Consider the following 26,454-nt stretch of genomic DNA (forward strand, 5'->3'; position numbering starts at 1 on the left):
AAGTTGTAAACTACTGAGACGTTTTGAAAATTCCGGGATAGCTTTCGAAAGTCTCGGCTGTTCAAATTATGAAAATTTAAAGAAAACACCATAAGCAAAGAAAAAATTCAATGAAACTGCAAATTCCTGAAGAAGAAACAACTTACCTTCTGGTCGATGGAGAGAACATCGACGCCACCCTGGGGTTGAGCGTCTTGGGACGCCGCCCCGACCCTGACGAACGTCCCCGCTGGGATCGGGTTCGCGACTACGTCTCGGAGACCTTTCCCGGCCAAACCAAGGGGCTGTTCTTTTTGAACGCGTCTGCCCATATGCCCATGACGTTTGTCCAAGCCTTGCTAGCGATGGATTATCAGCCGATTCCCCTCACTTCCGAAGGGGATGAAAAGGTTGTTGACGTAGGGATTCAACGCACCTTAGAGGCCATCGACAAACAAGAATATGGAAATGTGGTATTAGTTTCTCACGATGGGGATTTTGAGCCTCAACTGCGTAGTTTGCTGCGCAACGACCACGACGTTACGGTGGTGGGATTTGAAGAATTCCTCTCTGGCGAGCTGCGTACTCTTGAGGAAAACGGTCTAAAAATCGTCGATTTGGAGCGCGAAATTCACGCTTTCAACGCACCGTTGCCCCGCATTGGAGCCATCGAACTGAGCGAATTCACCCCGGAAGATTTTATTTAATCGCCGCTAATCGCTCTCGGCGTAAACGCTGCAACCCGGGAATTTCCGGTACTGCCAACGGAAGGGTCGCCCCCAAAGCACGTGCTAACAACAAGTCCGCCAGCTGCGGGTTACGCGCTAAACACGGTCCGTGCATATAGGTCGCAATGATAGAACCCTGCACGCAGCCTTCCACCGCTCTTCCGTCCTCTGTGTCCCGGTAGCCATCAGGAATCTCGCGGCTGACTTCGCGTCCCGCCTGTACCCCGGCTTGTGCGCTCGCACCGTCAGCCAAGCCCGGAGCCACCCCGGGCTGACCGTTGCCGGTGCCATAAGTCACGAATCCCAACGGCAACGCGTCCCCACCTAAGATGGTTGCGCCCCCATGGTTCTCAAAACCGGTCAGGGGCTCGGTCAGCTCACGCGATAACTGTAAACCACTCGCGGAACTGACCAATTCTCCAATAGCCCGAGCCCCTTGCGGCAAGGTCACCACGTCGAGCAGCCCTGCCCCTTCGGTGCGTTTACCTTCCGCGTCCGTATACCAGGTTCCCAAGACCTGGAAAGCGGCACATATGGCCAGCACAGGCTTCCCATTTTGTACCGCGCGTTCCAATCCGCGGTCCGTCAGTAGGCGGCGCGAGGCTATGGTTTGAGCGATATCTTCCCCGCCGCCCAAAGTGTAAATATCTAAAGTCTCCGGGATTGCGTCAGTGCAGCTCACATGAATAATTTCAGATTGGTAACCCAATAATTTCGCTCGCTGCGCCAGCACCACCGCGTTACCACCGTCCCCGTAGGTGCCCAAGACCTCAGGCATCAGCACCCCGATACGTAACGTTGATTCACTCACCGCAACCACCCCTGTGCTACAAATTCGGCCCGTGCGTCACGGAAACATGTGTAGTTCAACAACATATCGACCTCGCCGGGGTCAGCCATCTCGATAGCTTCCAAAACCGTCGGAGCCCAGCGCGTATCGATGCCCGCATAGTTCAAACGTACCTGCAAGTCTGCGCCGCGTTCGCCGGTGGCCACCACAGTTTTCCCGCTCAGCGCCTCGAAGTTCACATCCCACAGCCAACTCAGGTCGGTCCCATCGGCGATTTGGCCATTGACTCCCACAATGATTCCCGCCTGCGGATTGAGCATCGTCAAGGATTCCATCCATCCGGCCGGGTTCTTTGCCAACAACATCCGAATGTGGCGTCCCTGCAAGCTAAAACTCGCGTAGCGCCCCGCGACATCTCTCACTCTGGCGATACCTGCGGCAGCATCTTGCGCCTCCACTCCCAGCAGCCTCGCCGCAACGAAAGCCTGCAAGGCGTTGCCGCGGTTGGCTCTGCCAGGGAGCCGCACCGTTGCAGTCGTTTCCTGCCCGCTGCCGGTATCTACCATCCGCACAGGGGCACCAGCTTGGAAACTCTCGGCTTTCCAAATCCACTTCGGGTCGGGCCGGGCAAAATCGGGCTGAGTCGGAGGCCTATCCCAAGGCACCTCATGGGCCAACAATTCCTCAACCGGAACCGAGCGCCACAATACTTCCCGATCGAGACCGGAAGCCAATTCACGAGGTTCGTCAGTCGGCGTATCCGGTTTGTCAGGGGAATAAATTATCGCTCCGCCGGTTCGGGGTGCCGTCAGCGAGTCCCCACTCCAGCCTTTTCCCGCCGCAACCCATACCGGGTGCGCACTATCCCAGGCTGCCGAGGTCATCAGGGGGTCGTCCACATTGGCTACCACGTAGGCCTGCGGATTTTCATCAACTGCGGCGCGAATGCGCTTTTCAATAACCGCAATTTCCCCAACTCGATCCAGTTGGTCACGCGAGAGATTCAACAACACTATGACCCGCGGACAGGTCGCTTTTGCGACAAGTTCCAAGTGCATTTCATCGATTTCTAGAATCGCTACTCTAGCGCGCAGATTCGACATCAACGCCGTGACGACGCCGGGAGGCATATTGTCCCCGCCGCGGTTTGAGGCTACTGATGCACCTCCCGCCTGAACCGCTTCGCTCAGCATTCGCGTGGTCGTGGTTTTTCCGTTAGTGCCCGTTACGAGGGCGATAAGTCGGTGTTCCGCCAAATGCTCCAGAATCTGGGGCTGCAGCCGCAGCGCCACCCGACCCCCAATCATGCCCCCGCTGCCGCGTCCAGTAACTCGGGACAGCCACGCTGCGCATCTGCCCGCCCCTAATGCCACAGAATCACGAAAATTTAGTCGGCCTTTCCAAGATAAGACCGATAGACTGTCTACGTCTGAGGAAGAAACGGATGAACTCACAAAACAATTCTAAGGGCAATAATGAAAAACAACCTCATGCAATTCTGCATATTGTCTAATGTTAACATGGAAATTTATTGATATAACAGCAAATTCTATGTTATGTAATAACTTTTTACGCAATGCTCTGGGCGAAGATGTCGAAGGAGAATGTCATGCAGCAAATCGTCATACTCGGCGGCGGCACTGCCGGTTCAACCATCGCTAATCGCTTGCACAGGGAACTCCCGCCCGACGAATACAGAATCACGGTGGTGGACCGCGACAATAGACATCACTACCAGCCGGGATACTTATTCCTTCCTTTTGGTATGTATAAGCCCCGCAGCATAGTGAAGCCACGTTCGCGTTTCCTGCCGAAAGGCGTGCGTTTTCTTATGGATACCATCAAACGGGTCGATCCAGTCACTAAAACAGTGGAGCTGGGAAGTCAGACCATCTCTTACCATTACCTCATCATTGCCACGGGCTGCACCACCCGTCCTGACCAAGTGCCGGGAATGAACGATCCTAGGGTTTGGCGTAAATCCGTCTATGATTTTTATAGCTTTGGCGGTGCCGTTCGCTTACACCAGGCCATGCAACAGTTCAAACATGGCCATCTGGTCGTTCACATCTCAGAGATGCCCATCAAGTGTCCCGTGGCTCCGTTGGAATTCGCGCTTTTGGCTGATTGGTTCTTTTTTATGCGTCGCCGTCGCTTAGACATCGATATTACTTTCGTCACCCCCCTGGACGGCGCTTTCACCAAACCGGTAGCTAAAGCACAACTTGGGGACTTGTTACGCCATCGTGATATCGAGGTGGAAACCGACTTTAACGTCGAGTACATCGACCCGAAAAACAAAGTTCTAATGGGCTACGATGGGCGGGAAATCCCTTTTGATTTGCTGGTGACAACCCCTCCGATTATGGGTCAGCAATACATTGCTGATTCTGGCTTAGGCGATCAATCCAACTATGTTTCCGTGGATAAGCACACTCTGCAATCCACCGCCTACCCCGATATTTTCGTACTGGGAGATGCGGGGAATTTGCCAACTTCCAAAGCGGGAGCAGCGATTCATTTCCAGGCCAAGACTTTCGTGCCAAATTTCATCAACTACCTGCGTGGCAAGCCCATGACGGAATCTTTCGACGGACACACCAACTGCTTTATTGAATCAGGATTTCACAAGGCGCTGTTGCTCGACTTTAACTATGACGTTCAACCTGTAACGGGCAAGTTCCCTATCCCCTATGTGGGTCCTTTGCGCCTGTTGAAAGAATCACGTCTCAATCACATGGCTAAAATGGGGTTCTACCTCGCATATTGGGGTCTCTTAATACGCGGTCTTCCGTTACTGCTACCTCGTGATATGCCTAAAGCCGGCAAGGATTTTGCACGATGGGGCTTGCGGGACGATGGGGTCACTGCCCTTCCCCCGAAACCGCGTCGAAAAGCGCCCTCTTTTCCACAGGTTCGGATTCCTCGAGTCAAGGTGGCTCCTCCAGTTCCACTAGCGTCTGAACCCTCCACGTTGAATCCAGAACCACCAGTTTTCGCCCCAAGAGGCCAACTTCCCGTACTGCATCAAGTCAATGGCATACCTATTGACGTGACCGATGAGGGTTTCATGATTCGTCCTGAACAGTGGAATGACGAAGTAGCCAAGGGGTTGGCGGCGGCTTTGCACTTAGAGCTCGACGATACGGCTTGGGAAGTGGTGCGTTTTGTCCGCCACGAATTCGAGCAGCACGGTGTTTCTCCTACCTTGGGACGGATTGCCAAAGTTGGTGGGTTCGAGGTTAGAACCGTGTTTGATATTTTCGGAGCCAAGCCTGCGAAAAAGCTAGCTTTCATCGCTGGGGCTCCGAAACCGGTGGGGTGCGTGTAAAAACGAACCAAACTAGCAAATCTAACCCACGAACCTTCTGAGCGACGAAACAGAAAATCAGGAACAAGGATTATGACTCAAGCACATGAAACACCCACAAATGCCGACGCGGCGCAAGACGCAGACGAAATCACTTACGTAAACCGCAAGATGGCGTTTATCTGCTCCAAAGGCAACCTCGATATGGCCTATCCCGCCTTGATTATGGCTCACTCCGCTCTCAATGCAGGTGTCCACGTGGATATATTCTTTACATTCTGGGGGTTGGACTTAATCAATAAACGTACGATGGATCGGCTCAAGTTCACCGTGCAAGGCAACACCGCCATGCACATTCCCGCGTTAGAAAAATATTATCCCGGATTGGGGGATATGCATTTTTCTCCTTCATTAGGAACACTTCCGGGCATGACGAAACTTTCCACTTGGTACCTGAAAAATGAACTGCAAAAAAACGAAATTCCACCAGTGCGTGACATGATTGAACAGATTGCTCAGTTGGGGGCGGATCTGTGGGCCTGTAAACTTTCGGCGGACATGATGAAGCTGACTCCTCGTCATCTGCACAAGTCCGTCAGGGGGATAGTTGATGCCGGTACCTTCATCGAACTGTCTGAAGGGTCGCAGATTATCTTCATTTAAGTTTCGCCTTCCCGGATAGGCTCCCCCGTCACCAGTGCGGTAAAGTGGCTTGGTACCCTTTGTTCTGAGAGGTGGGCTATGCCAAAGATATGCGTAATAGGAGCGTCGGCGATGGGCACGGCGCTCTGCCGGCCGCTCGTGGACACGGGCTGGGACGTAGCCATGTGGGGAACCGAATACGACGATGCCGTTCTGGATGCTTACGCTCTGGGGCAAACCCACCCGGCGATTCACGTGCCTCTGGCCCCCCAGGTTAAGACCTATCGCGCTAAGCACCTCGACGCGGCGGTAAAAAGCGCGGAAGTCCTGGCCATTTGTGTTGCTGCCGTAGGTTTACCTGACATCACCAGACGCTTGGCGCTCTACTTTAGTCGCGTGCGGGCGGTCTGGGTGCTGACGAAAGGCTTTATCAAGGACGAGGCGGGCGAGGTTTATTTGCTGGCTGAGGCGATGGCAAAGATAGCCGCCGAAAACGGAGCCGAGCTGCCAACCTTGGTGTCCATAGGGGGGCCGGTTATTGCCCGCCAATGCGCGCTGAGCGAACCCACTGCAACGGTGTATGCCTGTCAGGAGTTAGGAGCCGCGGTTCACTATGCCCGCGCGGTACGCACTGATTACTACCGTGCCTTTCCTACTGAGGACACGACCGGGGTTGAAGTCCTGGCTCCTTTGAAAAACAGCTACGCCATTGCTTTGGGAGTTACCGAGGGCATTCAGGAGTCAACCGGATCTCCGCAATCTAACTTGCGTGCCGCGGTGTTCGCCCAGGCAATTCGCGAAATGTCCCTGGTTTGCGAGGCTTTGGGAGGACGCCAGGAATCTGCCATTGGTCTGGCTGGTGTGGGCGACCTGGAAGTAACCGGCATTTCGGGGCGCAATAAGTTCTTTGGAATGCGGCTGGGACGCGGCGAGCATCCGGCCGAAGCCGAAGCCCAGATGAAGGCCGCGGGGCATACGGTCGAAGGGGTGTACTCCACACCCTTGGCGGTAAAACTCATTGAACAGCGCTGCCCGCAGCTATTGGACGAGCTGCCTTTGCTGCGCGCCGTGGACGAAGCGATTAGTGGCGAAGTGGATATTCGTAAGATTCTGGTCTCGGCGGCACTGCCCGCCTACCCCGCGGATATTTTCGCGGCCCAGCAACAAAGCAGTTGGAACTCAGACTGGAACCCTGTCGACACCGGCCGTTCGTGGGGACTCGCGAAGCTGGTCAACCACTTTAAAAATAGGTTGAGCCAGGAGTGAGACCCTCAACAGTACACACCACGGCACAAATCTCATTAGAATTCTTAACGAATTCGAAGGTGAAATCCTAAGGCGGTGAGACTTGGCATGAAAAACGTGGTGATTATAGGCGGAGGAACCGGCGGTACAGTCACGGCAAACTCGCTGGTGCGCCGCCTGGACAGTAAAGAGTTCCGAATCACCGTCATCGACTATTCCGCCCGGCATTATTACCAGCCCGGTTTTGTCTCACTGACCTTAGGGAAAGTTCCCAACCCGCTACTGTGGCGGTGGCGTCGGCAAACCTTCCTCCCCGGTATCCGGTTCCTGCAGGATAAAGTCACCGCGGTCGATCCGGTGGCGAAAACAGTCTCCACTCAGACCAAGCAAATTTCCTACGATTACCTGATTTTGGCGACAGGTTGCGAGTGCCGTCCCGAGCTGGTCGAAGGAATGGCACAGGGAACCGTCCTGAACACCGGGATTTATTCCTTTTATACTTTGGCTTGGGCACGTCGCTTGCGCCGGGCACTGCAGACTTTCGACCACGGCCGTTTGGTCGTGCATATCTCTGAATTCCCTATCCGCTGCCCGGTCGCTCCGATTGAGTTTGCCCTTAAAGCCGACCACTATTTCTTTGAACACCGAGTTCGCGATGATATCGATATTAAAATTGTTACCCCGCAATCCCAGGTTTTTGAGCAGCCCGTGGCTGCCCGGAATCTTTCTAACCTCTTGCGCCTGCGCGACATCGAGGTTCAGCCTGATTTCGTGGTGCGACATATCGATGCGGAAGAAAAACGGATGTATGCCTATGACGGGAAGGTCGTTGATTACGACATGCTGGTGACCATTCCCCCCATGCGTGGTCAGCAGTTCATCGTGGATTCCGAACTGGGCGATGAAATGGGATTCGTTCATCCTGATCTGGAAACCTTGCAGCATCGTGAATATCCGGATATTTTTGTCATTGGTGACACTGCCGATTTACCGACTTCCAAAGCTGGTTCCGCAAGTGTATACCAATCTAGGGTATTAGTTTCTAACTTGCTTGATTACATGAGCGGTAGGCCGATGATTCGCCATTACGACGGCCACGCCATGTGCATCGTTGACACAGGCTACAACAAGTCCACCGTGATAGACCGTTCCTACACAGTACCAGCAGTAACGGGCAAATGGATTTTCCCCTATCTGGGGCCTATGTCCCTGCTGAAACAGACCCGGATGAACCACCTCATAAAGCGGTTCATGTTTGTGTTCTATAGTGTGCTCATGGTGGGCCTGCAGATTTTCGATAGATTTTCTCATATACAGCTTTTAGGTAAGGAATTTAGTCGGTGGGGTCTACGGCCGGATGGCACCACCCCACTCAATACCCCGGATCTTTCTCAAGACTCTACAAGTTTCATCGCTCCCACTTGGAAACGTCGTCCCAATGCCTGTCTCGCGGCGGCATTTTCCACGAAAGTTTTGGAAATCCCGGTTCTCCACGAAGCCGGCGGAGTTCACATCGACGTGGACTCGGAAGGTTTCATGACCAATCCGAATGAGTGGACTCACGAAATCGGTGCCGACCTGGCTAGGGCTATTAAATTAGAGATGACGCCCCGGCACTGGGAAGTCATCGAATTCGCCCGAGAAAGTTTCGCAAAATATCAAGTCAGTCCCTCGTTGAGACGTTTCGAAATGGCGGGAGACTTCCCGATTTCCGAACTGTTCGAGCTTTTCCCCTTTAAACCGGGTAAACTCATCGCCTACGTGTCCGGAATTCCCAAACCGGTAGGCTGTATCTAGGTTCCGTAGGAGAGTGAAGTGATGGACAAATCCCCAACTGATTTCTTTGACAAGGATTTCTGGCACGTTTCGGAGCCCTTGTTGCACGTGGATCAGCGCAAGATGGCCTTTATCTGTTCCAAAGGTAACCTTGACATGGCTTACCCGGCACTGATTATGTCGATCGCCGCTCTCACGGACAAAATCGACGTCAATATTTTCTTTACTTTCTGGGGTCTAGACATCGTCACGAAACGCACCATGGACTCCCTAAAATTCACCATGCAGGGGAACGCGGCTCTGCATCTTCCCTTCCTGGAAAAACTCCGCCCTGGTTGGGGCAAGCGCTATATGCCTCCTAGCCTGGGAAATCTTCCGGGAGCCACTCACCTCGCCACCTGGTACATGAATAAAATGATGGAAAAGAACGGTATTCCCCCCGTACGTGATTTGTTGGAGCAGATTGTTGAAATGGGCGGTCATCTCTGGGGGTGCAAGATGACCGTGGACCTCATGGAGCTGCGCCAGAACATGATGTTTAAAGGGGTTTCGGGAATCATCACGGCCCCCGAATTCATCAAAAAATCGGAAGGCGCCCAAATTATTTTCATCTAATCGCGTTCCCTCAGCACGCTGGCTAGAGCTGATGGTCTATCGCGACGCCTAGGGGTGAAAGATTAGCGGACTAGCAGGCAAATTTTCAGGTCCCCAGCTCGCCGCGGCTTGCTTGAGGATTTCTTTCGTGGGGCGGGTCAACAGTTGTGTCGCGTCAGTTTTCGCGGTCTGCCACCCCAGCGTTTCCAAGGCACGCAAAAGAATCTGTTGGTCAGACCACCCCCGGGCGTTCAGCTCGGGACGGGTCACCGATTTATCTCGCTTGGCCAGGCGCAGCCCCTGCGCATTCATGACCAGCGGCACATGAGCGTAGGTGGCGGGGCGGCCGCCCAAAGTTTCAGTAAGCCAGGCCTGCACCGGAGCGCTGGAAGCCAAATCAGATCCACGCACAATCTGGTCCACGCCTTGATTAATGTCGTCCACCACCACGACCAGCTGATAAGCCCAATCCCCATCGGTACGCCGCAGCACGAAATCGTGGAGCAGACCGGTCAGTGGCCCCAACAGGGAATCGTGTACCGTATATTCCACTCCTTGCGGGGCTCGCAGCCGCAAGGCCGGTTTGCGGCCTAGTGCTGCCAGGGCGGCCCGTTTTTCCGCTCGCTCAGAATCACTTAAATCCCGGCAGATTCCCGGATAAATCCCGGGTTTCCCGTGCGGGGCGCTGGCAGCGGCCGCGATGTCTGCCCGCGAACAGTAACATTCGTAAACCAAACCCTTTTGTACCAACTGTTCCAAAGCGGCTTGATACAATCCCCCACGTTGCGACTGGTAAACAACCTCCCCATCGCTCTGCAGGCCCAACGCCGTCAAGTCCTCCAGGGCTTGGGCGGCAAAAGCAGGACGGGAACGTCCGGTGTCGATGTCTTCTATTCGCACCAAGAACTTGCGTCCGCTGGATTTAGCAAACAGGTAGGCTGCCACCGCGGTGCGCAGATTCCCGAAATGCATGACTCCCGACGGGCTGGGAGCAAACCGGCCGAAGCCACTTTGGCTCACACTACACCCGCTTGACCAGCGGGAACGTGATAGTTTCACGGATTCCTGCCCCGGTCAAAGTCATCAGCAAACGGTCGAGGCCCATCCCCATCCCGCCGGCGGGAGGCATCCCCTGCTCCATCGAAATGAGGAAGTCCTCATCCACTTCCATAGCTTCCGGATCTCCGTTGGCGGCGTCCAAAGCCTGCTGTTCAAAACGCGCCCGCTGTACCACCGGGTCGTTCAACTCGGAATATCCGGTGGCAACTTCAAAGCCGCGAATCATCAAATCCCACTTTTGCACCTGGCCGGGCTTGTCAGGGTGGGTCTTAACCAGAGGGGAGGTGTCCTCGGGGAAATCGCAGACAAAAGTGGGTTCCCACAATTTGTCGCCAACGAGTTCTTCCCACAGGACTTCCACGATTTTCCCGGAGGTATAGTAGGGTTCCAGCTCGATGCCGAGCCGATCCGCCAAAGTTACCAAGGCGTCCTTCGGGGTGCGCACCGTGACTTCCTGACCCAGCGCCTCAGACAGGGAACCATAGAGGTCAATCCACTTCCATTCCCCGGATAGATCGAACTGGGTACCATCGTTCAAGGTCACGACTTCGGAACCAAACACGTCCCGGGCACAGCGCTGAATCATCTCTCGGGTCAGGTCCGCAATCTGATGGTAGTCCCCGTAAGCGCAATACACCTCTATCATGGTGAATTCCGGGGAATGCGAAGAATCCGCGCCTTCGTTACGGAAGTTCCGGTTGATTTCAAAAACCTTGTCTATTCCGCCAATCAGACAGCGTTTCAAAAACAGCTCCGGGGCGATACGCAGGTAGAGCTCTGTGTCGTAGGCGTTCATGTGGGTCACAAAAGGACGGGCAGCTGCCCCGCCGTGCAAGTTTTGCAGCATGGGGGTTTCTACCTCGAGGTAGTCGTGCTCGTCCAGGTAGCGGCGCAATGTCTGCACCACACGAGAGCGGTTGCGCACCATGTCGCGGGCAGCGGGGCGCATAATCATATCCAGGTCACGCCGGCGAACCCGCATATCTTCACTCAAAGAGACTTCTTCGCCGGCTTCATTAATGTATGACTTCGGCAAGGGGCGCAGCGCTTTACAGGTCAGCTGCCAAGAGTCCACGAAAATGGACAGCTCTCCGCGTTTAGAACTGATCACCCGACCGTGGACAAACAGGTGATCGCCCAGGTCGACCTCTGCCTTATAGGCGGACATCGATTCTGGGCCGACCTCCCGTTCACTGACCATTATCTGAATGGTGGAGCCGTTACCCTCTTGTAAAGTAGCGAAAGCCAGCTTGCCGCTGGAACGCATCAGCCGAACCCGCCCGGCCAAGCCGACGTAATCTTCGGTTTCTTCCCCCGTCTGCAAATCCGAATACTTCTCACGAACTTCGGAAATGGTGGCGGAAATATCCACGTGTACCGGGTAGGGGGTCCTGCCTTCGGCCAGCATCTTGGCGCGTTTTTCCGCACGGATTCGAATCTGTTCAGGAGCCTCAGCCGCGTACGTCTCATCGTCGCCCGCCGCAGGCGCTGTGTTTACGTTCTCAGTTTTGTTTTTGTTTTGAGCCACCGTCTTAGTTTAGACCATTACCAGGGAGTGTTGTTCCGCAAGGGTTTTGCCCCCGTCAACCGGGTCCCCCACGGGAGCGAGCCGGGTAAAATTGCCCCAAGAAGTCAATCACGATGTTTAGGGGATTCGATGCAACTTTCCGCCGCTGACAAAATGACTGTTTCCGCCCGGCTGAGCGAAGCCAAACAGTCCTTAGATGAGGTTATTGAACTCATGGATACCGACGCGGACGCAAGCGCGTTGATTTCTAAGTTGAACGAATCATCGAGACGCTTAGACCGAGTCTCTTTCGCGCTGATGGTCTCCAGTTTGCAGGGCACCGTCGAGGCCAGCGAACCGGAACGCGAGGCAAACATCAAGCACCTCGAGCAGCTGTTCTTGCACATCGAGTAAGTGGCAACACCCGGAGTTAGTTAACCGGATGGTTGTTCGCGTCTACGTGCACCACGCGAGGCGTCAAGTTTCGAGCTGTTTCTTCATCAACAGTGGCGTAAGCGATGATAATGACCAGGTCCCCGGGAACCACCAGGCGAGCAGCGGGTCCGTTCATCTGAATCGTGCCGGAACCGCGGGTACCGGCAATGGTGTAGGTGGTCAAGCGCGAACCGTTATTGACATCGACCACATCAACTTGTTCCCCCGGCAGGATGTCGGCACGCTCCAGCAAATCCGCGTCAACAGTGATGGAGCCGACATAGTTAATGTCCGCATCGGTCACGGTAGCGCGATGAATCTTGCCGCTCATCATGGTTCGCATCCGCATATTTCCCCCTCAATAGGTTTCCCGGTTTGTTACTCAGGTAGTGACGCCCCAGGGGTCTTTCACAGGGTAATCCGAAATACGATGGGGGCGCAACATTTTTCACGCCCCCAGGCTCACCCCGAAAGGCGCGGCAGGACCCTCGTGACCTCTAAAGTTGTACGTCCATATTGTCAATCAGCCGAGTGGAACCGACTTTCGCCGCCAGCGCCAAGATGGCGCGGCCACGAAAATCGCCGGTAATCGGCACGAACCCCACCGGATTCACCAAGGCAACGTAATCCACGTCTATACCCGGCACCGCCTCGAGGCGCTGACGCACTTTGGCTGCCAAATCGCCCGCACCGAGGCGGGAAGCGTTTTCTTGACCCCACTTCAGAGCCTGGGAAAGGTTGAGGGCAGTATCGCGTTCGTTGGGGGACAGGTAACGGTTGCGTGAGCTCAAGGCCAGACCATCAGGTTCCCGGCGGATTTCCACCGGCAAAATGGTCAGGGGGAAGTCCAGGTCGGTAACCATCTGGGACACAATGGCGAGCTGCTGCGCGTCTTTCTTGCCGAAAGCCGCTACATCGGGACGGGTCAGATGGAACATCTTGCCCACCACCAGCAACACTCCGGCAAAGTGTGTGGGCCGAGTTTTGCCCTCCAGAATTGTGGCGGCGCGACCGGGGTCGAATCGTACCAAAGCCTCGCCAGTCGGATACATCACCTCGGGGGTAGGCGCAAACAGCGCGTCAGCCCCGACCGCCTGGAGCTTGGCCGCATCCCCCGCCAGGTCGCGCGGATAGGTGTCATAATCTTCACCAGGGGCGAACTGGGTCGGGTTGACGAACACCGTCACCAGCACGGTATCCGCCTGGGCTTTCGCGGCCCGAACTAAATCTAAATGGCCCTCATGCAGGGCTCCCATCGTCATGACCAGGCCAAGCTTGCCACTGACACCTTTGCGCCAGGTCGCCAATTCTACCCGGGTTTTCAACAATTCCATGATTTTATTCCTCTCTGAGGCTGTCTGTTTGTCCCTCGTTAGGGTGGGCACAAGGCTGTGTGTTAGAGATCACGCGCTCCAGCCAGGCGGCGGGAGGTTCTTTCTGACGCGCCATGTCCGCGTGGGAAACTTGCAGTTCCCAGAGTCTTTGCGCGGACTCATTGGGCAGATGGTACACCGTGGTCGGCACCACCCCCGGCACCAAGTGCAGTTTGACGTTCGCCATTCCCAAAGCCCGTTGCAACGGTCCTTGCCGCAAGGCTACGGATTGCATCCGGCAATGCGGCACGAACGATACGCGGCGGGTGATTCTACCGTCGCGAATCATCACCATCGTCGTGGTCAGCACGGCAGCCTTCCGGTTCCACGTAATCCAGTCAAACCAGCGGGCTTTCGGCGAAGCGGTAAAAATACCAGGCGCTGGCCCGGAGCCGTACATCATAACTTCCAAGAGGTTTGTACCGGCTGTTCCAATTTCGGCGCCATTGAGGTCGGTGACCGCGCCGAGGTCATGTTCCATCATCCACAATGCCTGCAACGCCTGGGTTCGCGTTCCTACCGGCAGCATCACGTGAGAGCTGGTCTTGTTCTTATTGTTGCCGTTCCCTTCGGCGGCGCCCTGGTAGCCGGCCATAGTTAACTCGACCCGCCACCAGTCCTTGCCTCGCCACAACAGGGGTTGTTTCAAGACGACGGCGTGGACTCGTCCGGGAGGAATGGTTTGGGAATCATGGGTGGTCAGTCCGTGGCGCAGACGGATTCCGTCAGCAGAGGCCGCCGCGGTAAAGTTCCACCCTTCGTTAACTTTTTGCCCTATCGCCGTGATAGTAGCGAAAACACCGGCCAGCACACCGAGCAGTGCTTGGGGTGCCAATAACATCGCGGCCCAGAAACTATCCGCGTCACCGCTCATGAAGATGGCTATCGCGGGAATCAACCCCAGCACCAACAGCAGGGGAATCAACAGCACCGCAAACCAGGTAGAGATGGAACGCAGAATGGAACCCACCAGCATCTCGGTGGGGATTTCGTATAGTTTTGTCTCCGGGGCTTCCCCACTGGCGGCAGGCAGGTCCCCGACCAGTCCGGCCTCACCAATCCCGATAATTTTTGTATCGTTCGTTAAAGAATTAGCGGCGTCTGTGGCGGGGCTTGTTGCAGTCTTTTGCCCGGATGCCTTCGATAAGACTTCAGCCCGCAACGCCTGAGCCTGGGAGGCTTTCAGATACATAATGTCAATCTGAGAACCGCTGGCTCCTGCGGAATCCACGTGCAGCTTCGCCAAACCGAGCAGACGCGGCACCAACGGGGCGATAACGTCTACCGCCTGAATTCGATTCAACCGCATGTGACGTTCTTTTTTGAAAATGATGCCGTGGCGAAACAAGACCGCTTCATCAGTCACCGCGTAAGCGGTAAACCTCCAGCTCAAATAGGCAAAAAGAACCAGCAACAGCAGAAGCACCACGATTCCCAGCAGGGAAAAAAGCAGCACCGGCAAGACCTTTCCTCCTGCTCTTATCGCCGACATCGCCTGGGAAACGTCGCGTATCGAGTCAAGCTGCGAAAAAATGACCGCTACCAGCACCACCAGAGCCCCCCAAATCTGGGCTAGTGGTGTCAGGGGATGAACTTTGCGCCAAACCGGAGGCTGTGCAGTAACGCTAGAGATGTCAGAACTGGCCGGAATCCCCTCCGACAAGCCCTGCGAAGGGAAAGTCCCCGAAGATTCTTTGGGCTTTCCTTCCGAGGGTTCCCAGCCCGGATCAATTGGTTGTGTCATCTGTCGTTCCTCGCCGTGTTCACAATCCCGCTCGCAAGGATTCACCGCGTGCGGTGAGGATTTGACGTAAGCGATCTGCCTCGGCATGGTCCAATCCGGGAATGCTCGCCGCAGATTCCATCGAAGCGGTCTTCATGCTGACCTGGGCGATGCCGAAAATCCTGTCGATAGGCCCCTGTTGCACATCAACGAACTGCATCCGCCCGTAAGGAATCGCCCACATTTTCTTAAACATGATGCCGCGACGTAAGAACAGATCCCGCTCGGACTCGGCGTAACCCCACGCCTTGACCTGACGCGGAATCAACCACAGCTGCCACACCAGCAGACCAATCGGTACAATCTCCAGGAGCCAAAACCACGGCAGCTCCTGGGTGAACATCATTGCCCCCGCGAATACCCCGAGAGCCAGTGCGAAAACCACAATCCACACCAGCAGCCCCAAAATCCGCACCGTGATGAGCTTCATGGAAATCGGCTTAAACGTCACACCCTCAGGATTGAATAATTCACCACTCATAGGGACATCTTATCCGGGCACACAGGGATTAATCGAGGCAGAATCTGCATTCAGCCTAAAACTTTTTGAAGTTGGTCGAACTGGGTGGGGCTCAAACCTCCGCGTTGCCGCAGTCGCTGCGCCGCGGCTCGTGCCAGAGCACGATAGGAATCGGGCAGGTCAGCCAAATCGTCAAAAGGCACTGCCGGATCCAAGTCATCTTTGTCAAGGACGGGTCCGTCCTGCAACGCCTTTAGGTGCAGAGCCACGGTTTGAGAGTCCCCCCGCACCACCGGTCCGGACAACCCCGCTTCCCCCTCCCGCAAAGCTCTTTCAAAAGCGGCCTTAAACAAAGGCTCCGCAAAGGCTGCCGGGTCGTCAAGACCCGCCATTCGCAGCGCTCGCAGGGCTTGGGACAACAAGATTACTAAGTGATTCGCCCCGTGCGCTAAAGCCGCGTGGTACAGGGGACGTGCCGAGTCAGGCAACACGTGCGGTACTCCGCCGAGGTCCAAAACTAAAGCTTGCGCCACGGCCAGCAATGCCCGTGGGGCATTCACTGCCCAATGGGTTCCTGGCAAACGCTGCAAATCTAAGGACGTACCGGAAAACGTTTGCGCCGGGTGCAGCGCTAAGGGAATAGCTCCCGCTGGGGCGGCAGGCTGTAAAACATCCAATCCGTGAGCCCCGGAAACGTGAGCGACCAGCTGACCCGCTCGAAACGCTTGTGACTCGGCTAAATGCGTAACCAGAGGGGCGATTTCTTGATCCCGCACGGTAAACAGCACGAGGTCGCAATCGGGCACCAGCTGTGCCGGCGGCACCACCGCAACACCGGGGAGGATAGCGTCCACCCGCTCTTGGGAAGTCTGCGAACGTGCCGAAACTCCCACTAAAATGTGGCCTGCCTGTGTGAACGCGGCGGCCAGGATGGGGCCGACCGCACCCATGCCGATAACGCCTACTCGCAGAGCCGGGCTGGGACTCCCACCAATTTCAGACATGACACTATCGTAAACCACCTCCACCACGGGTAACCCGGCGCAAACCCGTAGCGTCCAGACCAGACTTTCCCAACCCAGCGAGTTGCCAGGGACTGGTGAATTCAGAGAATCTCCGGACTATTCGACGGGAAATCCGCTCCAAGCTGCCCCCAGCACTACCTTTTGCCGTTAAGATGTATGTATGGAGTGTTGTGTCTCCTAACTGGCACGACAAGTTGAACACGTTGGTTAACGAGGATGGTTATGGAACCTGCAGTGAGCGAAGCACGACTTTTGGTCGTGGATGACGAACCCAATATTCGCGACCTTTTAGCGTCTTCCCTGCGTTTCGCGGGATACGACGTCTTAAGCGCCGGGGATGGCACCGAGGCCTTGCGCCTAGCCACAACGGAGAAACCCGATTTGGTCATTCTGGATGTCATGTTGCCGGACATGGACGGCTTTACCGTGACCCGTAAGCTGCGGGCTTCCGGAGTTGATATGCCTATTCTGTTCCTGACCGCCAAGGACGATATGCGCGATAAGGTCGAGGGCCTGCAGGCTGGCGGTGATGATTACGTCACCAAGCCTTTCGGCCTGGAGGAAGTCGTAGCGCGTATCAACGCTATCTTGCGTCGCACGAAGCGCTCCGCGGTGGAACAACCGCTGCTGCGCGTGGCTGACCTGGAGCTAGACGACAACCTCTACGAAGTGCATCGTGGCGGTCGTCTCATCGACCTGTCTCCCACCGAGTTCAAACTGTTGCGTTACCTCATGGTTAACGAAGGCCGTGTGGTTTCAAAGACGCAAATCCTCGATCACGTGTGGGAATACGATTGGGAAGGCGATGCCGCCATCGTTGAATCTTACATTTCCTACCTGCGTCGCAAGCTCGACGCCCCGGACGAAAACGGCAAGATTCCGCCTTCGCTCATCCAGACGCGTCGCGGAGTCGGTTACCTATTGCGGGATCCCAACGAGTAGTTTTTGGCGGTTTACCGCTGCTGCGAACGGCACAAGCCCGCGGCGGAGGTGAGCCATTTCTTTGCCGCCTGGTGAAGCGGAACGGGCTGTCGAATAGTACCCAAGTCAGATGAGGAGTGGCGAGTGCGTGGAATAGGGAAACTGTGGACCTCCCTGGCTTTGGCCACGCGGCTGACCATCATTTTTGCCGTCGCTTTGGTTACGGCGCTGTCTTTGGCTGGCACCGTAACGGTACTTTCGCTTTCGTCGTACCTGACCAGCCAGCAGGACGCCCAGCTTTCCGCGGCCGCCAGGGTTATGGGCCCCAACGCCGCGAACCTCTCGGACACCACGGTATTTTCCAACAATATGCCCAGTGATTACTACATCTACGTGCAGTTTGTGGGCTCTATGCACCGCACGGATCGCGAATTTATCACCCCGGCAACTAAGAACGACTCGGGCATTCCCCAACGGCAATACCTGCCAAAAAAAGCTGACATCCCCACGATAAACAACACTTCTTCGCTGGTCATGCCCGGAACTACGGTCCCTTCCACCAAGGCCGGTCAAAAGTGGCGGGTTCTGTCGATTTTGTTGACTTCACAGGGCAAAGTCGCCGGAGCCGCGACTGTTGGTCTGTCGATGACACCGCAGCGCAATATGCTCCAGGCCATCATTTTCACCATCTCAATCTCGACTTTGATTATCGCCATCATCGGCACTCTGATGACAAACTACCTGGTAGGGCGCGCTTTCCGGCCTCTGCATGAGATTGAGGGGGTCGCGAACAAGATTGCGGCCGGGGATTTGACCCAACGTGTTAAGAAAGCCCCTACCACCACCGAAGTGGGTTCCCTGGCGAACTCTATGAACGTGATGCTTTCCAACTTGGAACAGGCGTTCTCAGCGGTGGAGCTGTCCGAACGCAAGATGCGGCGTTTCATCTCTGATGCCTCCCACGAGCTGCGCACCCCCACCGCCGCGATTCGCGGTTATGCGGAACTGTCGCGCATGGGCGGAGTAGGCCCGGAGCGTCAGGCGGAGGTTATGGCACGCATCGAGTCTGAGGCCACCCGCATGGGCAACATGGTGCAAGACTTGCTGACGTTGGCGCGATTGGACGAGCACCGTCCGATGACCTTTGAACGCACCGATATTACCGCTTTGGCGCGGAACTCTCTGTCGGATATGGCCGTGTTGGATCCGGAACGCGACATGCAGCTGCTGAACATGGAAGATGAGACGCTGGAGGAAGTTTACAGTGTCTATGCAACCGTGGATGCGGAAAAAATTTCCCAGGTCATTACCAATTTGCTGACAAATGTGCGTCAGCACACTCCGGCGAACACCCCCGTCGAGGTGGTGGTGGGTTACCATATGTGGCCTGATGAAACCGGGGTTCCCCTTAAGAATGCCGTGGCTTCAAAGATTCCCGCTTTCCAGCGTTGTGCGGTTATAGAGATTCGTGACCACGGTCCGGGGGTAGCTCCAGAAGACGCCAAAAAGGTTTTTGAACGTTTCTACCGTTCCGACACGTCACGAGTGCGGACCACGGGCGGTACCGGACTGGGTTTGGCTATTGTTTCCGGTATCGTTTCGGCTCACAACGGTACGGTGGCAATGCTCCAGACTCCCGGCGGTGGTGCCACGGTACGAATCAAGCTGCCGTGCCAGGCTTCGCACGTGGATTCTGAGGGCGAGAACAAAAATCCGGCCGCAAAGTTCGCTGCGGCTTCTGCCGCGATTAACAAAGCTTCCAGCGTCAAGGAAAGTTCCCGGCAGACTCCCGCCCCCGCTCGCACAGTGCCGACCAGCGCCCCGAAGCCGCCGCGTATGCCTGTCGTCAGGCCGGTGCCCCCCATAGCGCGACCTGCCGTACCCATCCCGACGGTACAGCCGACTCCTAACGGGGTGCCTTCCCCTCGACCTCCTGCCAAGCCGGTTCCCAAACCGAAGGTGATTCCCCCGCCTCCGCCTCCGCCGCGTTCTGCCTAGGTTCGGGCATTTTTTCGGCACCTGCGTGAGGGCTTTAGGCCGTGGTGTGTACCGTCCAGAGCTTCGGTTTTAGGCGAAAGTCGTTACTACCGGGATAAACAGATATACTTGGTAGGTTGCTTTGGGTTTCCCCCAGCTGGCAGAGGATGATGTGTATGGCCGAGATGATACCGGCTTGGTTATTGGCGGGTTTTGCCCGTTCTGTTGCCGCTGAAGGCGGTACGGCCCCGCGAGACGTAGCCCAATCCGTAGGCACCGAGTTGGCCCAGCGGTGGATGGATCCGCAGCGCCGTTTTCATAACCTGGAATATCTGAAAGCCACCCTGGAAAACGTTGATATTCTCAGTGAACAAGCTCGTGACGTGGACGCTATCCGCCTGGCTGTGTGGTATCACGGTGCGATTTTTGACGTTTCCGAAGCGGCGGTGGAGCGTGGGGAAGCGGGACTGAATGTGTTGAGTTCCGCTGACTATGCTGCTGATTCTTTGGCTGAGCTGGGCGTTCCTGAGGCACAGATTGAAAAAATCACGGATCTTATCCGCGGTTTACATCGCCATCAGGCGGTTGACGATATTGACGCCCAGGTGCTTTCCGACGCGGATTTGTCCATATTGGCTGCGGATCCGCAAGAGTATCTCGAGTATTTGCGGGCTATTCGCCGCGAGTACGCTGCCTACGACGAAGCTCGTTTTATTTCTGCCCGTTCCAAAGTCATCGGTAGTCTGCTGAACCGTCCGCAGCTGTTTTGGACGCACGGGGCAGCGGGTTGGGAAGAACAAGCCCGCGAAAACTTGAGGGCAGAACTGGAACGCTTGGAAAAAACCGGCACCGCCGGGTTAGAGATTGCCGGGGCAGAGACTGACCCTGCCATCCAGACCGGCATAATTCCCGCCGCGGCACCGGCAACGGAGCAGTCCCCCACCCCCGGGGAAGGCGTTGCGACAGTTCCTGGCACCAAACCGGAAACCGGGGACCTGTCTGAAACCGCCCCGAGGGCTGCAGACGCGGAGGATATCGACGAACCCGACGAGATCAACCCTTATGCCCCTCCGGATGAAGCGGATTTGGGCTCGACCCTCGAAAACGTCGCCGAAGCCATGGATACGATGGTCATGAAAGCGCTTAAACCGTCTGAAGTTGGCCTCAAACCCCTCTCTGACGTGCAGGAATAAGGTTTTCCACAAGGTGCACGATTTCGGGGTTTTCCACAGGTAGAGTTTTTGTGACTGGGCACCCTACGCGCATTGCCTTAGTTTGAGAGTGTGAAAACCAAAGTTTGGTTTTCCCGCGCTTAAGTGTTTCAAACGAAAGGAACCACCATGCAATTTCAAGTTGATAGCGATGCCGTAGCAGCTGCCGGCGCCCAAACTCGTGCCTGTGCTGAGGAAGTCAGCACCCAGGTTTCCGCGATGATGGCGAATCTGACCACCCTGCAGGAATCTTGGACGGGTGCCGCCTCGGCAGCTTTTGCGGCTCTCGCAGCTCAATGGCGCGCCACTCAGGCTACTGTGGAGGATAACCTCCGCCAGATTGGTTTGCAGCTGGATACCGCTTCCGCGAACTACGCCGAAACGGAATCGAACGCCACCGCGCTGTTTGCCGGAGCGTAAAAGAATTCGGTACATCGCAGATCCCAAAATGTAAGAACTGAGAGACTCCTTGGAAGTCTCTCAGTTCTTAACGATGTATGGATTTTGCAAAAGGGTGTTGCCGCGGTTTAGCGGTTCAGGCCCAGGTTGATTTTCTTTCCGGTCACGATGGAAATCACGACTGCAGCCGCAACCCCGGCGCCCACGCACAGCAGCATGATAAAGATGAAAGAAATCACGCCGGGAATCGAGTCAATCGGGGAGGACACGAAGGCTTGTGGCGCGTTCGCGTTGATTGCCGAGATGGAGGTCTTAGTTTTCCCGGTGGCATTTGCGGGAGCCTGGGGAGCCACATTGGCGTGAATCTGAGGTTCCGCGTTAGCTACGGAAGCCGGAGCCTGGGGATACATGACTTCAGGTCCAGCCGGGACCTCGACGTCATTGCCGCCCGCGTTCAGTTCCGCGGTAGAAGGAGCCGTGGGTGCAGGAGATGCCGGGTTGACCACTACGTCGGAGGCGCCAGAGGGCATTGAATCGAGGTTCACGTGCTCCATCACTGTGCCGGCGGAGTCTTCGGATGCGTTCGGGGAAGGCAAATTTTCTGCGTACGCTGCCGGGGCGAAAGCCAATCCCAGCACCAGCGCCGCTGCTGTAATCAAAAACTTTTTCATCGCGTCCTGCCTCAGTTTCGAATTGCTATGTCCAGGGTTTTCCCAGTTCCTCACCACACGATTTTCCCAGGTTCCAAACCTAGAAATCCTTGCGGTTGTTAGTTAACATTGTAACGTCTAAAACATTTATCGGTAACCCCCCAGGTTTCATTAGGACTTTTTTCGGCTTTTTTGGGTAAATCCCAAGGTTTTTTCCGGTAGTTTTCCAATCCTTTGTAACAACATTCTCATCTTTGCCTGCTCAGCTGCGCCGCCGAGCTGACACGCCCGCGACCGATACAGGTTCAGGGGAACAGTAAAAACCATCGAGGCGACCCCCTGAAAACAGGGAATCGCCCCGATGAAAGTTATGAAAACTCTAGCGGTTGCCTACTGGCTTAGTACATGCCGCCCATGTCGTCGCCAGCCGGAGCCGGTGCCGGAGCCGGAGGCTCAGGCTTGTCAGCCACCACCGCTTCGGTGGTCAGGAACAGACCCGCGATAGAGGCCGCATTCTGCAGAGCGGAACGAGTCACCTTCACCGGGTCAGCCACCTTGGCTTCCAACAAATCTTCGTACTCGCCGGTGGCGGCATTCAGACCCTGACCCTTGGGCAGGTGACGAACCTTTTCAGCCACAACCCCGCCTTCCATACCAGCGTTAGCCGCGATCTGCTTCAGCGGGGATTCCACTGCCACCCGCACGATGGCGGCACCGGTCGCTTCGTCGCCTTCCAGCTGCAGATCCTTGAAAGCCTCCGTGGCAGCCTGAATCAGAGCCACGCCGCCGCCGGGAACCAAGCCTTCTTCCTTGGCAGCCTTCGCGTTGCGCACAGCATCTTCGATGCGGTGCTTGCGTTCTTTCAGCTCCACCTCGGTAGCGGCGCCGGACTTGATGACGGCCACGCCACCAGCGAGCTTCGCCAAGCGCTCCTGGAGCTTCTCACGGTCGTAGTCGGAATCGGTCTTTTCGATTTCCTGACGAATCTGGCGAATACGAGCCTCCAGACCGTCCTTGTCGCCAGCGCCGTCCACGATGGTGGTGTCGTCCTTGGTGACAACGACCTTGCGGGCGGTCCCCAGCACTTCCAGACCCACGTTCTCCAGCTTCAGACCGAGGTCCTCGCTGACGACCTGGGCGCCGGTGAGGATAGCCATATCCTGGAGCATAGCCTTACGACGATCGCCGAAACCGGGCGCCTTGACCGCAACGACCTTCAGCGCACCGCGGATACGGTTCAGCACCAGGGTAGCCAGCGCTTCGCCTTCGATGTCCTCGGCAATAATGGCTACCGGCTTGCCGGCCTGCATAACCTTTTCCAGCAGCGGCACCAAGTCCTTGATAGAGGAAATCTTGGTATCCACCAGCAGGACGTAGGTGTCCTCCAGAGCGGCTTCCTGACGGTCCGCATCGGTTACAAAGTAAGGGGAAATGTAGCCACGATCGAAACGCATACCCTCGGTGACCTCAAGGTTCAGGCCGAAAGTGTTGGATTCTTCCACAGTGATGACGCCCTCTTGGCCGACCTTTTCCATGGCCTCGGCAATCATTTCGCCGATGGTTTCGTCAGCGGCCGAAATCGAGGCGGTCGCAGCGATTTGTTCCTTGGTTTTAACTTCCACCGCGTCGGCGAGCAAACGAGCCACCACCGCGTCAACGGCCTTCTCGATACCGTGACGCAACGCAATCGGGTTCGCGCCCGCAGCTACGTTGCGCAGACCTTCCTTCACGATAGCCTGAGCCAAAACGGTCGCCGTAGTGGTACCGTCACCAGCCACGTCGTCAGTCTTCTTGGCGACTTCCTTAACCAGCTCGGCGCCAATCTTTTCGTAGGGGTCAGCCAGGTCAATTTCCTTAGCGATAGACACGCCATCATTAGTAATGGTCGGGGCGCCCCACTTCTTTTCCAACACCACATTGCGGCCCTTGGGTCCCAAGGTTACCTTGACGGTGTCAGCCAACAAATCCAGTCCGCGTTCCATGCCGCGACGGGCTTCTTCTGCAAAGGCAATCATTTTTGCCATTTATTACAACCTCCGCTTTTATAAGGTTCATGTGCGGCGAATGCCCGCGACGGACGGCTGGGGTTGTGGCGGTTCACGTCTCCGCGCGACCTGCAGCCTCATTCACCAACTTGTCACTCTGACATTGAGAGTGCTAACTCAATCTTGGCACTCTAACCCCTAGAGTGCAAGTTTTAAACGTACGAGCCCGCGCCACGAAGCTGTGCAAAAATGACTGACCCGGCTGGCCTTAGAGCCTGCCGACCAGCACAACCTGAATTTTTTCCAAGCCGTCTTTGGGCACGATCATGTCGATATTCAAAACGCGCTGCACCTCGCGCGCTTCCGCCTCGCGGTCGGAGGGGTAATAGATGGTGTTTACTGCGGGTTTGGTGCCCTGGAAGTTATCGGCAGACACTTTCGTAAAGCCATCCGCCGCCACTTTGTCCTTGATTTTTGCAGCCAGTCCGTTGATTCCCGAAGCGTTCAAAACGCTCACGTTGATACTTTTATCGGCCGTAGGCGGCTCGGTAGTTTTTTCCGCAGCGGGCGGAGTAGTTTTGGTCGGTTCCTCGCTCGGTGCGACACTTTCAGTAGGTCGTTCGCTGGCTTTACCGGTTTCAGAAGGGCTCGGGGTCGCCGCGGTGTTTGGGGTTTGGCTCATCTGTGGCTTATTCGCCGCATCGTTGGCAGTTGAGGGGTGCGACCCAATCAGGAGCAGCATGGCCCAAGCCAACAAGGGCGCGGCAATAATCACGATGACAAAAGGCAGAAAACCGTGCCACCAGGGCTGACCAGGCCGGTGAGCGCCCTGGGGCAAGTTTTTCCCAATCCGGTCGAATTCGTCCTCGGGGTATCGTGCTTCATCCACGTGTCTAGCTTACGGATTGCGTCGGTTTCCGAGCTGTTCCCACGCCGTTAATCCAACGAAAAGGTGAGAAAAACAGGTTCTTGACCGACCGTTCACGGCAGGCGCCAATCCACCGGCTGGCCGCCCTGGGCAACCAACAGTTCATTGGCTCGTGAAAAGGGACGGGAACCAAAGAATCCTCGTGACGCTGAAAGCGGGGAGGGATGGGCCGATTCCAGGCAAGGCACGCGGGGCATGAACTCTTTGGTTTTGCGCGCATCGGCACCCCACAAAATCGCGACTAGCGGCAGCCCCTGGGTGGCGTGATGATTAGCGAGTTGGCGAATGGCGAACTCGGTAATGGCTTCCCAGCCTCGGCCTCGGTGGGAGGCGGGTTTGCCTGGCTGAACAGTCAAAGCCCGGTTTAGCAGCATGACTCCCTGATTCGCCCAGGGTCGCAAATCCCCCGAAGTCGGCAGGGGCAGGCCTAAATCTTGGTGCAGTTCTTTAAAAATATTAACCAGCGAACGCGGAATTTCTGTACCAGGCATTACAGAAAATGACAGTCCCATGGCGTGACCGGGGGTGGGATAGGGGTCTTGGCCGACAATCAGGACTTTCACCTGCGCCAAAGGGTACTGAAAGGCGTGAAATACATTTTCTCCAGCTGGGAAATATCCCCGACCCGCCGCCAGTTCAGCGCGCAGAAAGTCTCCCATCGCGTGAATCTGGTCCTCAACCGGAGCCATAGTTTGCGCCCAGTCCGAGGACATAATCCGTTCCAGCCCACCGCGATTCTCCCCTGACTGCATCGCCTGTTCCCTACATATCCAAGGCTAAATCGAGAATCGGCGCGCTGTGCGTGAGGGCTCCCACGGAGATGTAGTCCACTCCGCTGGCGGCCGTCGCCGCCGCGTCGCGCAGCGTCAAACCCCCGCTGGCCTCAGTTTTCACTCCGTGTGGGGCGGCGATTGCCACCGCTTTTGCCATGGTTTCCGGGCTCATATTATCCAGCAGAATCAGCCCTACCCCGAGATTCGTCGCCTCCCGAACCTGTTCCAAAGTGTCGCATTCCACTTCCAGGGGAATCTGGGGGGCATAGGCCCGTACCGCCTGCACCGCGGCCGCCATCGAACCGGCTGCGGCAATGTGGTTGTCTTTAATGAGTGCCGCGTCCCCCAGCCCCATTCGGTGATTTTCCCCACCACCGCAACGCACCGCGTACTTTTGCAGCACGCGCATGCCGGGAATCGTTTTGCGCGTGTCACGCACCCGTGCTTTTGTACCTGTCGTTCCACTCTCGCCGGGGGCAGCAGCAATCGCATCAACGTAAGCCGCCACCGCGGTCGCTACGCCGCTGAGCTGACTGGCCAAGTTCAACAGGGTCCTCTCGGCGGTCAGCATAGTCCTGGCACCAGCAGTTATCTCTAAAATGACATCGCCCGGCTCGACCCGTGCCCCGTCCTGACGCCGCATCGTGACCCGCGGTGTGGGGGCACCGGTCTGGTGCGCCAGCACGAAAGGTACCGCGGCGGCGATAGGAACCCCCGCCAAGCACCCTGACTCGCGAGCTACCATCCGGGCTTGTACCGTGAGGGAGTCATCAAAAATGGCATCCGTGGTGACGTCCGGCCCGTAAGCCAAGTCTTCGTCCAAAGTCGCTTCAATAAAATCCGTGACCTGGCGCGAATCTAACTTCGCTGCCGCTAAAGCGCTGGTGATTTCTGGTGGTAACAT

General features: G+C 56.2%; 25 protein-coding genes. 11 read left to right on the plus strand and 14 right to left on the minus strand.

Annotated elements, in window-relative coordinates:
* The first annotated feature begins 110 nt into the window (after positions 1-110).
* Complete coding sequence (locus RDL66_RS00980; RefSeq protein WP_308534604.1) at positions 111-686, plus strand: NYN domain-containing protein; 576 nt, start codon at positions 111-113, stop codon at positions 684-686.
* Here RDL66_RS00980 and RDL66_RS00985 read toward each other — a convergent pair.
* Complete coding sequence (locus RDL66_RS00985) at positions 679-1,518, minus strand: glutamine amidotransferase (protein ID WP_308534605.1); 840 nt, start codon at positions 1,516-1,518, stop codon at positions 679-681. The genes RDL66_RS00980 and RDL66_RS00985 overlap by 8 nt on opposite strands.
* Complete coding sequence (locus tag RDL66_RS00990; protein WP_374042887.1) at positions 1,515-2,951, minus strand: MurT ligase domain-containing protein; 1,437 nt, start codon at positions 2,949-2,951, stop codon at positions 1,515-1,517. The genes RDL66_RS00985 and RDL66_RS00990 overlap by 4 nt, the downstream gene beginning before the upstream one ends.
* Before the next feature lie 155 nt (positions 2,952-3,106).
* Between RDL66_RS00990 and RDL66_RS00995 the strand changes: the two genes are divergently transcribed.
* From RDL66_RS00995 to RDL66_RS01015, 5 genes are all read left to right on the plus strand, one after another.
* On the plus strand, positions 3,107-4,828 hold the full coding sequence (locus RDL66_RS00995; RefSeq protein ID WP_308534606.1) for a TusE/DsrC/DsvC family sulfur relay protein: 1,722 nt from the start codon (positions 3,107-3,109) through the stop codon (positions 4,826-4,828).
* Between the two features lie 72 nt (positions 4,829-4,900).
* Complete coding sequence (locus RDL66_RS01000; protein WP_308534607.1) at positions 4,901-5,470, plus strand: DsrE/DsrF/DrsH-like family protein; 570 nt, start codon at positions 4,901-4,903, stop codon at positions 5,468-5,470.
* A gap of 78 nt (positions 5,471-5,548) precedes the next feature.
* Positions 5,549-6,715: an NAD(P)H-dependent glycerol-3-phosphate dehydrogenase gene (locus RDL66_RS01005; protein WP_308534608.1), complete on the plus strand. Its 1,167-nt coding sequence runs from the start codon at positions 5,549-5,551 to the stop codon at positions 6,713-6,715.
* An 87-nt stretch (positions 6,716-6,802) separates the two neighbouring features.
* On the plus strand, positions 6,803-8,491 hold the full coding sequence (locus RDL66_RS01010; RefSeq protein ID WP_308534609.1) for a TusE/DsrC/DsvC family sulfur relay protein: 1,689 nt from the start codon (positions 6,803-6,805) through the stop codon (positions 8,489-8,491).
* A 21-nt stretch (positions 8,492-8,512) separates the two neighbouring features.
* A complete protein-coding gene (locus RDL66_RS01015; protein ID WP_308534751.1) occupies positions 8,513-9,085 on the plus strand; it encodes a DsrE/DsrF/DrsH-like family protein in 573 nt (190 codons plus the stop codon).
* A 48-nt stretch (positions 9,086-9,133) separates the two neighbouring features.
* On the opposite strand, the gene gluQRS is transcribed toward RDL66_RS01015, so the two are convergent.
* Both gluQRS and lysS read right to left on the minus strand, forming a co-directional pair.
* Positions 9,134-10,084 carry a tRNA glutamyl-Q(34) synthetase GluQRS gene (gene gluQRS, locus RDL66_RS01020; protein ID WP_308534610.1) on the minus strand — a complete coding sequence of 317 codons (951 nt, stop codon included), beginning with the start codon at positions 10,082-10,084 and terminating at the stop codon, positions 9,134-9,136.
* 1 nt (position 10,085) lies between these two features.
* Positions 10,086-11,651 (minus strand): lysine--tRNA ligase, encoded by a 1,566-nt coding sequence (gene lysS, locus RDL66_RS01025; protein ID WP_308534611.1) that lies wholly within the window; start codon positions 11,649-11,651, stop codon positions 10,086-10,088.
* Positions 11,652-11,780: 129 nt separating this feature from the next.
* On the opposite strand from lysS, the gene RDL66_RS01030 reads away from it, so the two are divergent.
* Positions 11,781-12,044 carry a hypothetical protein gene (locus tag RDL66_RS01030; protein WP_299295494.1) on the plus strand — a complete coding sequence of 88 codons (264 nt, stop codon included), beginning with the start codon at positions 11,781-11,783 and terminating at the stop codon, positions 12,042-12,044.
* Positions 12,045-12,060: 16 nt separating this feature from the next.
* On the opposite strand, the gene panD is transcribed toward RDL66_RS01030, so the two are convergent.
* The 5 genes from panD to RDL66_RS01055 form a co-directional block, all read right to left on the minus strand.
* Positions 12,061-12,414, minus strand: coding sequence for an aspartate 1-decarboxylase (panD, locus tag RDL66_RS01035; RefSeq protein ID WP_299295496.1), 354 nt, complete (start codon positions 12,412-12,414; stop codon positions 12,061-12,063).
* A 148-nt stretch (positions 12,415-12,562) separates the two neighbouring features.
* On the minus strand, positions 12,563-13,399 hold the full coding sequence (panC, locus tag RDL66_RS01040) for a pantoate--beta-alanine ligase (RefSeq protein WP_308534612.1): 837 nt from the start codon (positions 13,397-13,399) through the stop codon (positions 12,563-12,565).
* Between the two features lie 4 nt (positions 13,400-13,403).
* Positions 13,404-15,182, minus strand: a complete 1,779-nt coding sequence (locus tag RDL66_RS01045) for a PH domain-containing protein (protein WP_308534613.1) — start codon at positions 15,180-15,182, stop codon at positions 13,404-13,406.
* Between the two features lie 19 nt (positions 15,183-15,201).
* A complete protein-coding gene (locus RDL66_RS01050) occupies positions 15,202-15,702 on the minus strand; it encodes a PH domain-containing protein (protein ID WP_299295502.1) in 501 nt (166 codons plus the stop codon).
* Between the two features lie 50 nt (positions 15,703-15,752).
* Positions 15,753-16,685, minus strand: coding sequence for a DUF2520 domain-containing protein (locus tag RDL66_RS01055; RefSeq protein WP_308534614.1), 933 nt, complete (start codon positions 16,683-16,685; stop codon positions 15,753-15,755).
* 237 nt (positions 16,686-16,922) lie between these two features.
* Between RDL66_RS01055 and RDL66_RS01060 the strand changes: the two genes are divergently transcribed.
* The 4 genes from RDL66_RS01060 to RDL66_RS01075 all read left to right on the plus strand — a co-directional run bounded on the left by RDL66_RS01060 (position 16,923) and on the right by RDL66_RS01075 (position 21,235).
* Positions 16,923-17,648: a response regulator transcription factor gene (locus tag RDL66_RS01060; RefSeq protein WP_296180798.1), complete on the plus strand. Its 726-nt coding sequence runs from the start codon at positions 16,923-16,925 to the stop codon at positions 17,646-17,648.
* A 123-nt stretch (positions 17,649-17,771) separates the two neighbouring features.
* On the plus strand, positions 17,772-19,625 hold the full coding sequence (locus RDL66_RS01065; RefSeq protein WP_308534615.1) for an ATP-binding protein: 1,854 nt from the start codon (positions 17,772-17,774) through the stop codon (positions 19,623-19,625).
* A 155-nt stretch (positions 19,626-19,780) separates the two neighbouring features.
* Positions 19,781-20,797, plus strand: a complete 1,017-nt coding sequence (locus tag RDL66_RS01070) for a hypothetical protein (RefSeq protein WP_308534616.1) — start codon at positions 19,781-19,783, stop codon at positions 20,795-20,797.
* Positions 20,798-20,944: 147 nt separating this feature from the next.
* Positions 20,945-21,235: a WXG100 family type VII secretion target gene (locus RDL66_RS01075; RefSeq protein ID WP_297724788.1), complete on the plus strand. Its 291-nt coding sequence runs from the start codon at positions 20,945-20,947 to the stop codon at positions 21,233-21,235.
* Between the two features lie 107 nt (positions 21,236-21,342).
* On the opposite strand, the gene RDL66_RS01080 is transcribed toward RDL66_RS01075, so the two are convergent.
* The 5 genes from RDL66_RS01080 to nadC all read right to left on the minus strand — a co-directional run bounded on the left by RDL66_RS01080 (position 21,343) and on the right by nadC (position 26,454).
* Positions 21,343-21,885 (minus strand): fibronectin-binding protein, encoded by a 543-nt coding sequence (locus tag RDL66_RS01080; protein WP_308534617.1) that lies wholly within the window; start codon positions 21,883-21,885, stop codon positions 21,343-21,345.
* Between the two features lie 377 nt (positions 21,886-22,262).
* Positions 22,263-23,888, minus strand: coding sequence for a chaperonin GroEL (groL, locus tag RDL66_RS01085; protein ID WP_308534618.1), 1,626 nt, complete (start codon positions 23,886-23,888; stop codon positions 22,263-22,265).
* 229 nt (positions 23,889-24,117) lie between these two features.
* Entirely contained in the window at positions 24,118-24,738 is a 621-nt protein-coding gene (locus tag RDL66_RS01090; RefSeq protein WP_308534619.1) for a LytR C-terminal domain-containing protein, read from the minus strand.
* A 92-nt stretch (positions 24,739-24,830) separates the two neighbouring features.
* Positions 24,831-25,529, minus strand: coding sequence for a uracil-DNA glycosylase (locus tag RDL66_RS01095; protein WP_308534620.1), 699 nt, complete (start codon positions 25,527-25,529; stop codon positions 24,831-24,833).
* Between the two features lie 10 nt (positions 25,530-25,539).
* On the minus strand, positions 25,540-26,454 hold the full coding sequence (nadC, locus tag RDL66_RS01100) for a carboxylating nicotinate-nucleotide diphosphorylase (RefSeq protein WP_308534621.1): 915 nt from the start codon (positions 26,452-26,454) through the stop codon (positions 25,540-25,542).

Source organism: uncultured Mobiluncus sp., assembly GCF_902488535.1.
Classification (GTDB): Bacteria; Actinomycetota; Actinomycetes; order Actinomycetales; family Actinomycetaceae; genus Mobiluncus.

Bases quoted from the DNA above. Each gene is read 5' to 3' on its own strand.
- RDL66_RS00980 (WP_308534604.1), top strand. From the start codon at position 111: ATGAAACTGCAAATTCCTGAAGAAGAAACAACTTACCTTCTGGTCGAT.
- RDL66_RS01050 (WP_299295502.1), bottom strand. From the start codon at position 15,702: ATGAGTGGTGAATTATTCAATCCTGAGGGTGTGACGTTTAAGCCGATT.
- RDL66_RS01075 (WP_297724788.1), top strand. From the start codon at position 20,945: ATGCAATTTCAAGTTGATAGCGATGCCGTAGCAGCTGCCGGCGCCCAA.
- nadC (WP_308534621.1), bottom strand. From the start codon at position 26,454: ATGTTACCACCAGAAATCACCAGCGCTTTAGCGGCAGCGAAGTTAGAT.
- RDL66_RS01045 (WP_308534613.1), bottom strand. From the start codon at position 15,182: ATGACACAACCAATTGATCCGGGCTGGGAACCCTCGGAAGGAAAGCCC.
- RDL66_RS01095 (WP_308534620.1), bottom strand. From the start codon at position 25,529: ATGCAGTCAGGGGAGAATCGCGGTGGGCTGGAACGGATTATGTCCTCG.
- RDL66_RS01060 (WP_296180798.1), top strand. From the start codon at position 16,923: ATGGTTATGGAACCTGCAGTGAGCGAAGCACGACTTTTGGTCGTGGAT.
- panC (WP_308534612.1), bottom strand. From the start codon at position 13,399: ATGGAATTGTTGAAAACCCGGGTAGAATTGGCGACCTGGCGCAAAGGT.
- RDL66_RS01070 (WP_308534616.1), top strand. From the start codon at position 19,781: ATGGCCGAGATGATACCGGCTTGGTTATTGGCGGGTTTTGCCCGTTCT.
- RDL66_RS01000 (WP_308534607.1), top strand. From the start codon at position 4,901: ATGACTCAAGCACATGAAACACCCACAAATGCCGACGCGGCGCAAGAC.
- RDL66_RS01010 (WP_308534609.1), top strand. From the start codon at position 6,803: ATGAAAAACGTGGTGATTATAGGCGGAGGAACCGGCGGTACAGTCACG.
- RDL66_RS01030 (WP_299295494.1), top strand. From the start codon at position 11,781: ATGCAACTTTCCGCCGCTGACAAAATGACTGTTTCCGCCCGGCTGAGC.
- panD (WP_299295496.1), bottom strand. From the start codon at position 12,414: ATGCGGATGCGAACCATGATGAGCGGCAAGATTCATCGCGCTACCGTG.
- groL (WP_308534618.1), bottom strand. From the start codon at position 23,888: ATGGCAAAAATGATTGCCTTTGCAGAAGAAGCCCGTCGCGGCATGGAA.
- RDL66_RS01080 (WP_308534617.1), bottom strand. From the start codon at position 21,885: ATGAAAAAGTTTTTGATTACAGCAGCGGCGCTGGTGCTGGGATTGGCT.
- RDL66_RS00995 (WP_308534606.1), top strand. From the start codon at position 3,107: ATGCAGCAAATCGTCATACTCGGCGGCGGCACTGCCGGTTCAACCATC.
- RDL66_RS01055 (WP_308534614.1), bottom strand. From the start codon at position 16,685: ATGTCTGAAATTGGTGGGAGTCCCAGCCCGGCTCTGCGAGTAGGCGTT.
- RDL66_RS01015 (WP_308534751.1), top strand. From the start codon at position 8,513: ATGGACAAATCCCCAACTGATTTCTTTGACAAGGATTTCTGGCACGTT.
- RDL66_RS01005 (WP_308534608.1), top strand. From the start codon at position 5,549: ATGCCAAAGATATGCGTAATAGGAGCGTCGGCGATGGGCACGGCGCTC.